Raw genomic sequence first — 14,364 nt, 5'->3', positions numbered from 1 at the left:
ACTGGTGGGTTGCTGCGCGAACCCACCCTACGATATTGACCAGGTCCACCTCCGCGTCATTCCGGCGAACGCCGGAATCCACGGGCCGCCGCAGGTGGCCTTTGCGAAAAAGAACCACCTCGTCGCCCGGATGAAGCGTGGTTCACAACAAGGACAAACTCATCGGTCCGGTTTGCGGGTGGTCGGCGTACCGCACCCCAATCCCCAACAAGCGCACCGGTTTGCCACCGCGCGGCCAGGCTTGTGCCAGCAACTGCGCAAAGATTTCTGCGGTGGGCTGATGGCACACACACTCCATCGTGGTCTGGGTGAAGTCATGATATTTGATCTTCACAAAGCTCTTGTGCGGCGGTTCCTCTGCGCCAGAACGCGCAAAGCGCCGGCCAAAATCTTCCAGCAACGCCGGCAGTTTTTCCATGCACGCGGCCAGATCGGGCAGATCCTGGTTATAGGTGTACTCCACCGACAGCGACTTGCGGCGACCGTCCCGTTCCACCGGCCGCTCATCCAGCCCCCGGCATTGCTTGTGCAGCGACGCCCCGAACTTGCCAAAGGTGGCAACCAGTTTTTCCAGCGGCCAGGTTTGCAGGTCCGCACAGGTCATCGCCCCCATGCGGTTGATTTTGGCGGCGGTAACCTTGCCCACGCCCCATAACCTGGCCACCGGCAAATCGCGGATGAACTCGTGCACCTGTTCTGGCCGCACCACAAACTGACCGTTGGGCTTGTTCCAGTCGCTAGCGATCTTGGCCAGCAGTTTGTTGGCGGCAATGCCGGCGCTGGCGGTAATGCCCACCTCTGCCTCAATGCGGCGGCGGATTTCCTGGGCAATCAGCGTGGCGCTACCCTGAAAATGCGCAGACCCCGTGACGTCCAGATACGCTTCATCCAGCGACAGGGGTTCGATACGGTCAGTAAAATCGGCAAAGATGCGCTGCACCGCGCGGGACGCCTCCCGGTAACGTTCAAACCGTGGTGGCACCAGCACCAGTTGCGGACAACGCTTGAGCGCCGTGGCGGTTGCCATGGCGGAATGAATCCCGAACTTGCGCGCCGGATAGTTGCAGGTGGCCACCACCCCGCGCTGATCCGCCGCCCCGCCAATGGCCAACGGCACATCCCGCAGCGCCGGGTTATCCCGCATTTCTACCGAGGCGTAAAAACAGTCGCAGTCTATGTGGATGATCTTGCGCTGCATGGCGGCAAGGCGGGTTGGGAAAGATGCGCTTATTGTACGATCGTTCTATATGAGGCTCAAGCGCCGCCTGGCCATTCTTTTGGGCACACATGGCATGCGTAGGGTGGATTCGGAGCGCTAGCGACAATCCACCTGGGCGACGGTGGATTACTGCGCGAATCCACCCTACGCGTCACCCCAACGGTATATTTACTTAGCACCGTAGCCCGGATGAAGCGTAGCGGGAATCCGGGGTTGCCATGCGGGCGATAGCGCATTTAGGGGCATTGCCACCCCGGATTCCCGGCCGTTGGCCTTCATCCGGGCTACGAGGGGCTGTGCGTAGGGTGGATTCGGAGCGCTAGCGACAATCCACCTGGGCGACGGTGGGTTGCTGCGCGAATCCACCCTACGTGTCACCCCAACGGCATATTTACTTAGCACCGTAGCCCGGATGAAGCGCAGCGGGAATCCGGGGTTGCCATGCGGGCGATAGCGCATTTACGGGCATTGCCACCCCGGATTCCCGGCCTGCGGCCTTCATCCGGGCTACGAGGGGCTGTGCGTAGGGTGGATTCGGAGCGCTAGCGACAATCCACCTGGGCGATGGTGGATTGCTGCGCGAATCCACCCTACGAGTCACCCCAACGGCATATTTACTTAGGCGGCGGTTTTTGTCTGTGGTCAAATGTGCGGGTGATTGCGTAAGGTTCGGATGCAAATCGGATTAGTCCGATGTGGGAGGGCCGAACCGCCTGGCAAGATGGCTTCGTCGCGTTCAATAGCGTGACCAGGGTTTCGCAGCCCTGCGGCAACAGACCGATGGTTGCAATCACACTTGATGTGATCTCCAATCCATCGGCACTTGGTACGCCTGTATCTATGGCGGGCCGAGTGGGGAGACCGTAAGGTCTGCCGGTTTTCTCTGTTCCCGGTCTGCGAACCCTGCTCGGTTCCGCCACCCCGTTTCGCAGCGCGGGTGGTGGCTATCTGTCTAGTCCGAACAGAGGTCATTCAATGCACCACCCTCAAGGCACACCCGCGCCTCCGTTGCGCAATCCCCAAATCACTTTCGATTCACTCGTTCCCACCGTGATGACGCTGATCACATTCATCCTGTTGTTTGGAGGTGAACCATGATTGCCGCCCTCTCTTCAGACCTCACCCTGTTACGCCGCAGTTCCTTGTTGCAGCAAACCGTGGCGCTAAGCGAGGAATTGGCCCTGGATGAAGCCAGCCAGTTGCGCCTTTCACAAAATCTCCACTTGCTGCAAGAGCTGGATAAAACCGTGGAAGACGTGATCAACGAGCATCTCACCCAGCTCTATGCCACCCGCGATGGGCTGGCCTTGTTCCTGACCCTGCTGGAGGAAACCGGGCAACTGGCCCTGCCCAGCCGGGGAGTAAGCGGCATGCTGATGCCGTGGTTTGATGATCTGGATGAGGCCTGCCGCGGGATTGCGGCCTTGTTCTGAGTGTTGAGTCTGGTCAATCAGGGCCACGCAACAACGTGGCCCTTTTGTTTTGGCACGCGGCTATGTTTGAATAGGCGTGTTGCGTTGCAATAAACACCCATTACTGCGGAACCCTCATGAAAACAGCTCTACTCATCCATCACGTGGCGTTTGAAGATGCCGGTTCACTTGAGCCTGAACTGCTGCGCGCGGGTTACAACATTGAACGGTGCGATGCCGCTACCGCCAATCTGGGCTGGATTGACGCGCTGGCGTGGGATCTGGTGGTGCTGCTGGGCGGGCCGATCGGGGTGTATGAACAGCATGATTTTCCGTTCCTGACCGAAGAACTGGCGCTGTTGCGTAAACGTCTGGCGGCGCAACGGCCGACGTTGGGCATTTGCCTGGGTTCGCAACTCATGGCGGCCGCACTGGGCGCGCGAGTGTATCCGGGTAACGAGGGGCAGGAGATTGGCTGGAAGCCGTTGCAGAGCACCGCACACAGCGCAGATTGCCCGGCCATGAACCACTTGTTGTCACCGGCCGTGCCGGTGCTGCATTGGCATGGCGATACGTTTGATTTGCCTGCCGGTGCCCGGCATCTGGCCATGACGGAACAATATGCGCACCAGGCGTTTGGCATTGGCAACTGGGCGCTGGGCGTGCAGTTCCATCCGGAAGTGACCGCACAGGGGCTGGAGCGCTGGTATGTGGGGCACGCCAGTGAACTGGCGCATGCCGGTATCAATGTGTCTGGCCTGCGCCAGACCAGCCAGTTGCACGCCCCGGCGCTGACTCAGGCGGCAGAACGGTTCTGGCGAGACTGGCTGGCGGCGCTGCCGGGTTAAAGCGGCGGCACCACAACAAATATTTAATATGGTTTGCGCTTTGCCTTGGGCGCCGCGCCATCTACAGTGGGCTCTGCACAGACGGTGTGGATGTGGAACCCGCGTCTGGCTCGACAAGAAAACGCACTCAACTTTCACGATACAGGGAGCAATCCAGAACCCAGCCGCGCATCTGAGCGCCGGAGGTGAGTCATGGCTGTTCCCAAATCTGTGGTCATTGCAGTGGCCAATAACGATGTGGCGCAGATTGTCTGGCGTTACACGGAAAAAATCCCCCATTGCCTGGGCTTTGCCGTCCAGCGCAGTCATAGCGCCCAGGGCGACTGGGCCGATCTGCCCTCCTGGGTAGGATTTACCGGGCAAACCAATCCGGGCTGGACCAGCCAGCCGACCTCCGTCTGGCCGATCCAGAAGTTTGAATGGCGCGATCTGACGGCAGAACGCGGTCAGACGTATTACTACCGCATCGTGCCCATGACCGGCACGCCGGATGGCCCGCTTACCCCGCTCACTGCGCAGGCGCTGGTCACGCAGACCCCGGTGACGCTGACGCCACAGCGCGGCGCGTTCCAGACCTTTTTCAACCGGGGCATTCTGTCTACCCAATATGTGGCGCATGCGCTGCCGCAAGGCACCGGCGGCGGCCCCAGCGCGGCAGCGCTCAAAGACCGTATCGATCAGCCCGGCAGCCCGCTGCGCCAGGCGCTGGCCGGCCAGATCATTGAAGGGCTGACGCAATTGCTGGATCGCGCCCGCACGCAGGGCGGCACTTGTTATGCCGCGTTGTATGAACTGAATGATCCGGAGCTGTTGCAAAAGCTGTTGGGCAGCGAAGGCCTGCAACTGATTTTGTCCAACGCCGGCACGGATGACGACACCAACCGGGGGGCGCGGCAAGATTTGCACGACCAGGCCGGTGTCACGGTGATTGACCGCTTTGTCCCCTCGGGCCATATCGGCCACAACAAGTTTTGCGTGTACACCGATCAGGCAGGCAAAGCCCAGGCCGTGCTGCTGGGCAGCACCAACTGGACCGATACCGGCGTGTGCGCCCAATCCAACAACGCCTTGATTGTAGAGAACCCGCAACTGGCCAACGCGTATCTGACGTACTGGCAGCGGCTGGAAGCCGACACCAAAACCGCCGGTGCACGCCAGGGGCCACAGTTGCGGGAAAGCGATATGCAACCGGGGGCCAGCGTAAGTATTGATCAGGCCCATGCCACGGTCTGGTTTTCCCCTAACACGCCGCATGCCCGGGTTAGCCACCCGGCCAATGGCGAGGCGGTGCCGCCAGATCTGGCGGCCGTGTTCGAGCTGATGGATCAGGCACAGCAAGCCATTTTGTTTCTGGAGTTCGAACCCGGTCACCCCAGCGTGGTGGATCACGCGGCGGCCTGCCTGAACAAGAACCCGGGCCTGTTTGTGCGCGGCGCGGTCACCGACCCCGGTGCGGTGGGGGATTTTTCCACCACGCTGATCCATCGCGGCGGCGATGCCACGCAAGTGATTGCCGCCAGCGCCATTGGCGACCAGTTTGCCTTCTGGCAAAAAGAGTTGCTCAAGTCCGCCGGCGGGCACGCCATCATCCACAGCAAGATTGTGGTGATTGACCCGGCGTCGGATCACTGCGTGGTGGTGACGGGCAGCCACAATCAGGGCTATCGGGCGTCTTACAACAACGATGAGAACCTGTTGATTGTGCAAGGACACCGCGAGCTGGCGGCGGCCTACGCCGTCAACATCATGGATGTGTACGACCATTACCGCTTCCGTTCCATCGTCAATCAACAGGGCAGCAATGCGTTCTCTGGTCTGGCCCGTGACGATGCCTGGCAGGACAAATACTTTGATCCGGCCAGCCCCACCCAGAAAGACGATCAAGTCTGGTTTGCCGCCTGATCGCCACCAAGGAAATGCATCATGGCTGAATATTGCATGTTCAAGGGCAAGCTCAAGTTGGGCGTACCCTTTTTGACTGGGTACAAGGGCAATCCGCATTACGCCATCGTGGTCGAAAACGGCGCAGACGAATTTGTGGTGCTGACCAATGTGAAGTCTGACTCTACTTTTCCGGGCGCAGGGGCGGCCGGTTATCACGTGCTGTATACGCTGGAAACAGATTTCCGCCATCCCATGACCACGGCCCTGACCACTCTGGCGCCGGGGCTTTACCGGAGCGGTTTTCCCACGCTCGATTATGTTCACGATCATCAATTGCTGGATTTATCCGGCATGCGGCCGATCTTGCTCGATACCGATACCCAGACCAACGATATCAACGGCTTGCTGGACACCATGCTGCAACTGAACCGTGACGGGCCGGGGCTGGATTACCTTTATCACGGCAGCAGCGGCACAGACCCGCGCAAGGGCTGGCAACCCGTCAAGGATGTCACGGTGTACGGCTTTGGTTTTCTGTTTGAGCCAGAGCAAAACGGGCTGCATGAAACGCATATGAACCAGGGTAACCCGGTGGTGCCACACAATCAGCACATGCCGGATCACTCCAGGGAAAACGGCGTTAACCAGGATGGCGCGGTGATGGTGGAGGTCGACGGCCAGTTTCAAGCGTTGTTTGTCGCCTTCCAGACCCAGTTGATCCCGACCGATGCGCGGGGCTACCCGACGCCGGACGCGCACCGGATTTTGCCTGGCAAGGTTTGAGTGCTGCGGCGCTGAACAAGCGGTGCGGGCACCGTGTTTTTTGGCTTACGCCACCGCAGAGAACGAGGACAAGGATGGCAGATCCGGCTGATAAGCCCCCGCCACTTGCGAGCCCTGGCGCGTGCGCTGGTCAATCTGCGCCTGCGCTTTGGCCTCCATGGCGCTGGCCTGGGCTGCCACTGATAAATCCTGTGAGGACGGGTCCACCGGCGCCAGTGCCGCCGCCTGAATAATCCGCGCTTTGCGCACGGTTTCTTCCGGCGTTCGGCCCTCGCTGACATCCACCTGCACATCGCCCCCGTTAGCGTACTGCTTGCCATCCGGGCCGGTGGTCATGTTGTAGTTGGGGCCACTGACCGCCAGCCCGCCCGCCGCCGCCAGGTGGGCCTGTTCATGCGCGCGGGTGTCTTTGTCGATTTTCTGCAGTTGGTCTACTTGCTGCTGTTGCTGCAAGTTCAGCGGCTGGCCATTGGCACTGCGCGGCGTAGCGGCGTTGCCGCTACTGGTGCTGTTGGCGCTCTGGCCGTTTTGACTGGTGCTTTGGCTGGTGTTCTGGTTGCTGTTCGTGCTGTTGCCAGATTGCTGCGTAGCCGTCCCCGCTTGCGCGGCAGCGCGCACGAGCGTGCTGGCTACAGAGCTGGTCACAGCATTCATGGTAGCGCCAGAAACAGAGAAGTAACTGTATGCGCACCATTTTCTTACTTACCGGGTCAGCGCCGCAAGGATAAGGCGATACGCGGCCTGCACGCGCACTTTCCCCATTTTCCGCCTGCCCTGGTTGGGCCCTTTTGGGGGAAATCCAGTGCGATCAATACCACTCACCCTCATCGATTCCACACAAGTTGTCAGGCTTTCATCAATAAGCAGACAGCACATCACAATAAATAGTACATAACCATCTACTAATATGCAGACCTGCTTGCCGTTCATCCTGCATCAACGGCGGGCACCTCTGCAGCCGCACCTCTCCGCATTGTCTTGTACAAACAAGTATTTCCGTTTTTCTGGATGTATCTGAACGGGCTATGCATGCGGATCAAGGATGGATGGCATCGCCAAACACGCACGTGCTGATTTGTAAGCAAATATCGAAAGGGCAAGTAAGATGACCATCCGGCAACGCATTGTTTTGCTTGTGGTACTGACCTTTGCCGCCATTGCGGCCATTGGCGGTTATGCGGTGGTGCAGTCACGCGCCAACGCGGCAGAGGTACGGCTGGTGACAGAGGGCGTGGTGCCCAGCACCCTGGCCTCGGCCGATCTGATGGCTCGTCTCAAGGACGTGCAACAAACCGTCATGGCGCTGGTCTTTGCCCCGGACGACAACACGGCCACCCAGGCGGCCGATACGCTCAAGGCACAACAGGCGGCATTGAGCCAGAGCCTGCAACAGCAACAACGCCAGGCCAGCAACGACACCCAGATCAAGCTGGTACAACAAGCGCGGCAAAGCATGGCCAATTACTTCGGGGCCATTGAAGACACTCGTAACTTCAAACAGTCTGGCCAGCAGGAAATTGCCGCCGCCACCTTGTTTGCCAGTGTGGCGCAGTACCAGGGCGAGCTGGAACAGATTGTGCAGACCCTGCGGGTAGAGAAGAACCGCAGCAAGGACGCCGCCATTGCCGCGCTGAATCACAACCTGGACCGTACGGTACGGACGGTGAGTGGCGTGACGCTGATCGCCGCCATCTTGCTCAGTGCGGTTGGCCTGTTGCTGTACCGGCAGATTGCCCGCCCGATTGGCCAGATGCAGACCATGATGACCGGCATTGCCGCCAGCCAGGATTTCAGCCAGCGCCTGCCCGCAGATCGCAAAGATGAAATTGGCCGCTCCATGGTGGCGTTCAACGCCATGATCGAACAAATCCAGACCAGTTCTGCGCTGCTGCGCCAGAAAACGGCGGATATCCAGTCCATGCTGCAGCACATGCCGCAGGGGATTTTGACCGTGCAGACCGGCAGCATCATTCACCCGGAATATTCGGCTTATCTGAGCACCATTTTTGAAACCACGGATATTGCTGGCCGCCATGTGATGGATGTGGTGTTCAGCAACACCAACCTGTCTGCCGATGCGCTGGCGCAGGTGGATGCGGTGTGGGGCGCGTGTATTGACGAAGATGCCATGAACTTTGAGTTCAACCAGCATCTGATGGTAGGCGAAGTGGAAAAAACCATGGCCGATGGCCGGGTAAAAGTGCTGGACCTGAACTGGTCGCCCATTACCGACGAGCTGGGCAACACCGCCCGCATGATGCTGTGCGTGCGTGACGTGACCGAACTCAGAAAGCTGGCGCTGGAGGCCAGCGACCAGCGCCGTGAACTGGAGATGATTGGTGAAGTGCTGGCGGTGCGTCAGGACAAATTCCACGACTTCATCATCGGTACGCTGCGCTTTGTGGACGACAACGAAATCCTGATCCGCGAGACCGCAGAGCGGCAAATCGCCGTGGTCGACCAGTTGTTCCGCAACATGCACACCATCAAGGGCAACGCCCGCACTTACGGGCTCAACCACCTGACCAGCGTAGTGCACGAGGCCGAGCAAAGTTACGACAATCTGCGCCAGCCGCAACCGGTGATTGTGTGGGATCAGCAGCAATTGCTGGCCGAGCTGGCCGCTGTACGCGCCGCCGTCACCCATTACGCGCGCATCAATGAAGTGAGCCTGGGCCGCAAGGGTGCAGGCCAGAACACGCCGGCGCCAGATCGCTATGTCATGGTCGACAAAGCCCAGATTCTGGACACGCTGCACCGCCTGGAACACGTCAACACCAACAACCTGCACGAACTGATCGCAGCACGTGACGCCGTACGCAAGACACTGCGCCTGCTGGGCACGGAAACGCTGCCGCATATGTTATCCAGCGTGACCGACTCGCTGCCGGGCCTGGCCCATGAGCTGGACAAAGCCGCACCGCTGGTGGTGTTTGCCGATGAAGGTTATGTCATGCCGGCGCACGCGGGTTATCTCTTGAAAAATGTGTTCATGCACCTGATGCGCAACGCGCTCGACCATGGGCTGGAAGCGCCAGACACGCGCCTGGCCGTGGGCAAGCCCGCGACCGGCACGCTGGCGGTGGGCGTCACGGTGCAGGGCGGCAAGTTGCATATCACGCTGGAAGACGATGGCCGCGGTCTGGCCCTGGGCAAGATCAAGGAAATTGCCGCACACAAGGGCCTGATTGCACCAGATACCCGCCTGAACGACGACGAAACGGCCAATCTGGTGTTCTTGCCGGGTTTCTCTACAGCGCAAAGCGTGACCGAAATCTCTGGCCGGGGCGTGGGCATGGATGCCGTGCGCGACTTCATCAAGCGTGAGCATGGCGACATTGCCATTCGCTTTACAGATCAAGCCGAAGGCGCGCCGTTCCGCCAGTTTGCCACCGTGGTGACCCTGCCCGAGAGCTTTGTGGTGCAGATTGACGCCCCGCTGGCGCGACCGCCTGAACGTGAATCCGTACCGGTCTGAGCGGGTTCCTCATCCTCTTTTACTGACAATTGATCGATTGATCTCTGGAGTTTTCAAATGGCACAAGTCCTGATCGTGGACGATTCAAGCACCGTCCGCACCGAAGTCAGCGAGTTTCTTAAAGCCAGCGGCATGAGCGTGACCGTGGCGGTGGACGGCAAAGACGGGCTGGACAAGCTGCGCGCCGACAGCGGCATCAAGCTGGTGGTCAGCGACGTCAACATGCCCAATATGGATGGCCTGACCATGGCCGAGAAAATCCGTGGCGAACTCAACAACAGCGCGGTGAACATCATCATGTTGACCACGGAAAACAGCCCGGTCATGAAGGAACGCGGCAAGGCGGCCGGCATCAAGGGCTGGATCGTCAAGCCATTCAACGGGGCCTCTGTGGTGGCTACCTTCAAGAAACTGGCAAGCTGAACCTGGATCATTCATGGAAATCGGGTTCTACGCGGCCTTTTTGCTGGCCGGGCTGTTGATTGGCGCTGTGTTTACGGGCTGGCGCGCCCGCCAGCGCCAGCAGGATTTTGACCTGCTGCGCCGCGCACAAGACCGGCGCATCGCCGAACTGGAAAACCGCCCCAATCCGCAAGATGTGGCGCAACAACAGCGTCAGTGGCAGCAAGAGCTGGACACCTTGCACCGCGCGCTGGCCGATGCCGCCAGCGCACGCGCAGCTGATGAACACGCCTGGGCGGGGCGCGAAGCCGCAGCACGCCAGAGCGTGATGGATGAACTGGGACAGCAGTACGCCGCGCGGGCAGCAGAACTGAATGCCACGCTGGCCGAAGAACATGCGCTGTTGCGCCAGGATATTGAATCCTTGCTGGGCATCGTCCAGGTGGTGGAGCGCTGGCACGACGAGTTGCAGGTGATCCTGGTGAATAACCGTGAACTCAAAAGCCAGAACGAAGAGTTTGCCCGCATCGTCAAGAATGTGGTGATGCTGGCCCTGAACGCCGCCATTGAAGCCGCGCGTGCCGGTGAACATGGCCGTGGTTTTGCGGTGGTGGCCGATGGGGTACGCAATCTGGCGCTGACCAGCGCCGACGTGGCCCGGCAGTACCAGCAGAATCTGCACAAGAATGACTTGATCACCACCACCACCTTCCAGGACATGCAGGCCAGCAGCAACATGATCCGCAACGCGGTGTTTGGTTTGCGGGCGGCGGCCGCCAAAATTGATGCCGCCATGGCAACGGCGGGCTGATCATCATGTTTACCCCCGGTGCCATTACTGCCATCAGCCAGCTTTTTGAAAACGCCCTCGCCGAGCACAGTCGCAGCACGCCGGAGGACGATATCCGCGTAGAACGCGCCCAGATCAGCACTACCGCTGCCGGGCATCTGGTCGTGCTGAATATTTCTTCATACCTGTTCCGGATTGTGGCGGTGTTCGAGTTCGGGGCAGATGAAGCCAGCAGCGCACATCTGGGCCGCCTGACCCGCAGCCCGACGCCACAACTGGAAGGCCAGGCGCTGCACGATGCCTGCTCGGAACTCGTCAACATGATTTGCGGTGCGGTGAACCGCAGCTTGTGCACGGGTTTCCGGCATGTGGGCATGTCGACCCCGTTTGTGCTGGAACCCAGTTGCCGCGACTACCTCTCAGGTATCAACCCGGATGAAATCGTCTCTCTGGCGGTTTCGGTCAACAGCCAGATGCAGTTCGGCCTCACGCTGTGTTTCTGCCCGGATCGTTCTGCCCAGGTGGATTTTGTGTTGCCACGTCTGGTGGAAGAAGACACCAGCGCGGGCGAGCTGGAGTTGTTCTGATTCTGTTTTGATTTGTTTGCCCGGAAATCAGGGCGCTCAGTGCCCAGAGGGTATGCATCCCGGCACCATCGACCCCCTTTTTTTCTTACAGAAAATTCTTAAAAAACAGGCGTGAGGCCTTTGCCAGAACCTGCCAGGCCAAATCAACCGGCGACGATCCGGGCTCCCGCGGCCCAGGCCCAAAACACGCCTATGCCGTTTGCAACCCGCAATCCAGGTACATTCTCCTGAAAAATCGTGGTTTTAAAACACACGTGATTAAGGTGAACCAGATGGAGGCACCGCTATTTTTGATGGAAATCTGGCCACGGCATCAAGTCTGTTTTTTTGAGCCAAATCCGATAGTTAACTTTCATTGACCTGCGCAGTATTGCCAGCCTGACGCGTAGAGGCATGACTTTGCAGTAACCCTGTTAGCTGCCGCGCGTCTTTAAATGACCGCAAATCACAGTAAACAGGAGCAGTAAATGAAACAGAACGTCATGGCTTTGGCCATTGTGGGTGCCCTGGCTAGCGCGCATGCCATGAGTGCCGACGATTTCACCGGTTTTTATGTTGGCGGCAAGACGGGTGTGAACCTGTCCCGCGGGTCAGGTGGTGACTTTGATACCACCCAGGAAGCTACAGCGACCGTCGGCGTTGAGGCTGGTTACAACGCGGAAGTCGCCAAAGACATCATCATGGGCGTGGATGCGTTCTATGACTACAACAACAAGACTGACCATGACCTCAAGCAGTATCCTGGTTATTCGGACAAATTCGGTAGCCAGGTCTACGGCGCCGACCTGAAACTGGGTATGCAATTTGACCGCTGGATGCCATATGCCAAGGTCGGCTACGCCTGGGCCAAGGGTACCGGCGAAGAAAACGGCAAGGCTGACGGCATGCACGCCGGCCTGGGCGTCGAATACAAGCTGACCCCGAATCTGGGCCTGACTGGTGAATGGACTGCATCGCGCGCTCGCGATGATGACGGCGCCAAGCTGACCAACAACAACTTCACGGTTGGCCTGAACTACTATTTTGGCGCCCGCAATGAAGCTCCGCTGGTTATGCCGGCCGTCGTGGCCCCGGTGATCCCGAAGCCTGAACCCAAGCCGGAAGCCAAACCGGTGGTCGTGGCCCCGAAATGCAATGACGTGACCACCAGCACCCCGGTGCGTATTGATGGCGCCAGCTTTGCCAACGCATCCTCCAAGCTCAAGGCAGACGCCTACAGCAAGCTCGACACCATTGTGGCTGGCGCCAAAGCCAACCCGGATGTCCGCTTTGAAGTAGCCGGCTTTACCGACAGCCGTGGTAGCGCCAAGCTGAACTCCAAGCTTTCCACCAACCGCGCACTGGCAGTCAAGCAGTACCTGGTTGCTCACGGTATTGATGCCAACCGCATCATCAGCAACGGCTACGGCCCGGAACAACCGGTGGCAGACAATGCCAGCGAAGCCGGCCGCGCCCAGAACCGCCGCGTGGAAATCCGCTTCACCAAAAACGAAACCAGCCAGCGCTGTAACTAAGCTAGCTGATTTTAAAAACCGGGCCTTTGAGCCCGGTTTTTTTTGGTCTTTTTCCGGCGATTTCAACGGTAATGATCTCAGGCTTGCTGCTTTGCAATCTGGCATCTAGTTTGTAAAAGGCGCTGTATGCCGTATCCGGCCTGACCTCATGGCTGTTTATAGACGTCAAACTCGCGCGCTCCGCTCTTGCTTTGCCTGCCTGGCCTTAATCGCTGGATGAATAAAACCGTCTACTAATACGCATAAATGTATAGACAATAGTTGCCAGGTCAAATAACACCTATTTAACTGGGTTCTACGACGGAAAAGCGGTTACATATGGGCAGGTCATTTTTAGGAATATTCCTATGGGAACCCCTGCTCGCAACCTGTTGCTGGTCTCCGGCACTCGTCCCGAAATCATCAAGCTGGCACCGCTGTATCACGCGCTTAAAACGCGCCCGGATACCCGGGTCCAATGGCTGCACACCGGCCAGCATGGTGATATGGCGGAGCAAATCCTGGCCTGCTTTGATATCAAACCGGATATAAAACTGGCACGTCGCGGCAGCACCCTCGCCGAGTTTTCCATTGGCTGCCGCGCCCAACTGGAACAGGTCATGCAAGAGCCCTGGTCGCTGGCCGTGGTACAAGGCGATACAGAAAGCGCCTTTCTGGGCGCGCTGACCGCGTTCTATCACCATGTGCCGGTTGCGCACGTCGAAGCCGGTTTGCGCACCTACAATCCGGCACGCCCCTTCCCCGAAGAAATCCTGCGGCAAATGATTGGCCGGATTGCCCGGTTTCATTTCCCGCCCACAGAACGCGCCCGCGCTGCGCTGCTCAAAGAGAACATTGCCGACAAGCTGATTACGCTGACCGGCAACACCGTGGTCGATGCGCAAAACTGGGTGATCACCCACCGTGGCATTGGCCGCAAGATTGAAGGCCGCGGGCATTTGCTGGTGACCACTCACCGGCGGGAAAACTGGGGGCATGACATCAATGAAGTCTGCTACGCCCTGGCCACCATCGCTGAGCGCCATCCGGAACTGCAGATCCTGTTCCCGGTACATCTGAACCCCGTCGTGCAACAACCGGTGCATGCCATTCTGGGCCACGTGCCCAACGTCAAACTGATCAATCCGCTGGATTACCTGGAGATGCAACAAGCCCTGGCCGATGCCTGGCTGGTGCTGACCGACTCTGGCGGTCTGCAGGAAGAAGCGCCGACTTTCGGCGTGCCACTGCTGGTCCTGCGCGAAGAAACCGAGCGGCCCGAGGCCCTGGAAGCCGGTTGCGCACAACTGGTCGGCACCCAACGGGCCAAAGTCGTCGATACAGTCGAAGCCCTCTGGCAAAACCAGGACGCCTGGCAGGCTATGGCGCGCGCCGGCAACCCGTTTGGTGATGGCAAAGCGTGCGAACGCATCATCGCCACGCTGGAACGTGATCTGGCCTGAGCACG

Annotated in this window: 11 protein-coding genes and 1 pseudogene; 10 read left to right on the top strand and 2 right to left on the bottom strand. The window is 59.2% G+C overall.

Annotation, left to right across the window (positions count from 1 at the left end):
* Positions 1-142 precede the first annotated feature (142 nt).
* Positions 143-1,198, bottom strand: coding sequence for a DNA polymerase IV (gene dinB, locus HNQ50_RS14195; RefSeq protein ID WP_184101837.1), 1,056 nt, complete (start codon positions 1,196-1,198; stop codon positions 143-145).
* Between the two features lie 1,115 nt (positions 1,199-2,313).
* Here dinB and HNQ50_RS14190 point away from each other — a divergent pair.
* The 4 genes from HNQ50_RS14190 (at position 2,314) to HNQ50_RS14175 (ending at position 6,146) form a co-directional block, all read left to right on the top strand.
* On the top strand, positions 2,314-2,652 hold the full coding sequence (locus tag HNQ50_RS14190; RefSeq protein ID WP_184101836.1) for a DUF1484 family protein: 339 nt from the start codon (positions 2,314-2,316) through the stop codon (positions 2,650-2,652).
* Positions 2,653-2,768: 116 nt separating this feature from the next.
* Positions 2,769-3,479, top strand: coding sequence for a glutamine amidotransferase (locus HNQ50_RS14185; RefSeq protein WP_184101835.1), 711 nt, complete (start codon positions 2,769-2,771; stop codon positions 3,477-3,479).
* 192 nt (positions 3,480-3,671) lie between these two features.
* Positions 3,672-5,381 carry a phospholipase D-like domain-containing protein gene (locus HNQ50_RS14180; RefSeq protein ID WP_184101834.1) on the top strand — a complete coding sequence of 570 codons (1,710 nt, stop codon included), beginning with the start codon at positions 3,672-3,674 and terminating at the stop codon, positions 5,379-5,381.
* 21 nt (positions 5,382-5,402) lie between these two features.
* Positions 5,403-6,146, top strand: coding sequence for a DUF2278 family protein (locus HNQ50_RS14175; RefSeq protein ID WP_184101833.1), 744 nt, complete (start codon positions 5,403-5,405; stop codon positions 6,144-6,146).
* A 45-nt stretch (positions 6,147-6,191) separates the two neighbouring features.
* Here the strand turns inward: HNQ50_RS14175 and HNQ50_RS14170 are convergent, their stop codons facing one another.
* Positions 6,192-6,800 carry a putative metalloprotease CJM1_0395 family protein gene (locus tag HNQ50_RS14170; protein ID WP_184101832.1) on the bottom strand — a complete coding sequence of 203 codons (609 nt, stop codon included), beginning with the start codon at positions 6,798-6,800 and terminating at the stop codon, positions 6,192-6,194.
* Between the two features lie 451 nt (positions 6,801-7,251).
* Here HNQ50_RS14170 and HNQ50_RS14165 point away from each other — a divergent pair, with 451 nt between their 5' ends.
* The 6 genes and pseudogenes from HNQ50_RS14165 to wecB all read left to right on the top strand — a co-directional run bounded on the left by HNQ50_RS14165 (position 7,252) and on the right by wecB (position 14,359).
* Positions 7,252-9,624, top strand: a complete 2,373-nt coding sequence (locus HNQ50_RS14165; RefSeq protein ID WP_184101831.1) for an ATP-binding protein — start codon at positions 7,252-7,254, stop codon at positions 9,622-9,624.
* 57 nt (positions 9,625-9,681) lie between these two features.
* Positions 9,682-10,047: a response regulator gene (locus HNQ50_RS14160; protein ID WP_184101830.1), complete on the top strand. Its 366-nt coding sequence runs from the start codon at positions 9,682-9,684 to the stop codon at positions 10,045-10,047.
* Between the two features lie 523 nt (positions 10,048-10,570).
* A pseudogene (locus HNQ50_RS21960) lies at positions 10,571-10,837 on the top strand (methyl-accepting chemotaxis protein); the annotation flags it as partial.
* Between the two features lie 5 nt (positions 10,838-10,842).
* Entirely contained in the window at positions 10,843-11,403 is a 561-nt protein-coding gene (locus tag HNQ50_RS14150; protein WP_184101829.1) for a hypothetical protein, read from the top strand.
* Between the two features lie 467 nt (positions 11,404-11,870).
* Entirely contained in the window at positions 11,871-12,917 is a 1,047-nt protein-coding gene (locus tag HNQ50_RS14145) for an OmpA family protein (protein WP_184101828.1), read from the top strand.
* A gap of 347 nt (positions 12,918-13,264) precedes the next feature.
* On the top strand, positions 13,265-14,359 hold the full coding sequence (wecB, locus tag HNQ50_RS14140) for a non-hydrolyzing UDP-N-acetylglucosamine 2-epimerase (protein WP_184101827.1): 1,095 nt from the start codon (positions 13,265-13,267) through the stop codon (positions 14,357-14,359).
* Positions 14,360-14,364 lie beyond the last annotated feature (5 nt).

The organism is Silvimonas terrae, assembly GCF_014202765.1.
Taxonomy (GTDB): Bacteria; Pseudomonadota; Gammaproteobacteria; order Burkholderiales; family Chitinibacteraceae; genus Silvimonas; species Silvimonas terrae.
This window is presented reverse-complemented; position numbering and strand designations above follow the sequence as displayed.

What these genes read in the sequence shown, in the direction of transcription:
- HNQ50_RS14160 (WP_184101830.1), top strand. Translation starts at nt 9,682, where the DNA reads ATGGCACAAGTCCTGATCGTGGACGATTCAAGCACCGTCCGCACCGAA.
- HNQ50_RS14180 (WP_184101834.1), top strand. Translation starts at nt 3,672, where the DNA reads ATGGCTGTTCCCAAATCTGTGGTCATTGCAGTGGCCAATAACGATGTG.
- wecB (WP_184101827.1), top strand. Translation starts at nt 13,265, where the DNA reads ATGGGAACCCCTGCTCGCAACCTGTTGCTGGTCTCCGGCACTCGTCCC.
- HNQ50_RS14145 (WP_184101828.1), top strand. Translation starts at nt 11,871, where the DNA reads ATGAAACAGAACGTCATGGCTTTGGCCATTGTGGGTGCCCTGGCTAGC.
- HNQ50_RS14150 (WP_184101829.1), top strand. Translation starts at nt 10,843, where the DNA reads ATGTTTACCCCCGGTGCCATTACTGCCATCAGCCAGCTTTTTGAAAAC.
- HNQ50_RS14170 (WP_184101832.1), bottom strand. Translation starts at nt 6,800, where the DNA reads ATGAATGCTGTGACCAGCTCTGTAGCCAGCACGCTCGTGCGCGCTGCC.
- HNQ50_RS14185 (WP_184101835.1), top strand. Translation starts at nt 2,769, where the DNA reads ATGAAAACAGCTCTACTCATCCATCACGTGGCGTTTGAAGATGCCGGT.
- HNQ50_RS14165 (WP_184101831.1), top strand. Translation starts at nt 7,252, where the DNA reads ATGACCATCCGGCAACGCATTGTTTTGCTTGTGGTACTGACCTTTGCC.
- dinB (WP_184101837.1), bottom strand. Translation starts at nt 1,198, where the DNA reads ATGCAGCGCAAGATCATCCACATAGACTGCGACTGTTTTTACGCCTCG.
- HNQ50_RS14190 (WP_184101836.1), top strand. Translation starts at nt 2,314, where the DNA reads ATGATTGCCGCCCTCTCTTCAGACCTCACCCTGTTACGCCGCAGTTCC.
- HNQ50_RS14175 (WP_184101833.1), top strand. Translation starts at nt 5,403, where the DNA reads ATGGCTGAATATTGCATGTTCAAGGGCAAGCTCAAGTTGGGCGTACCC.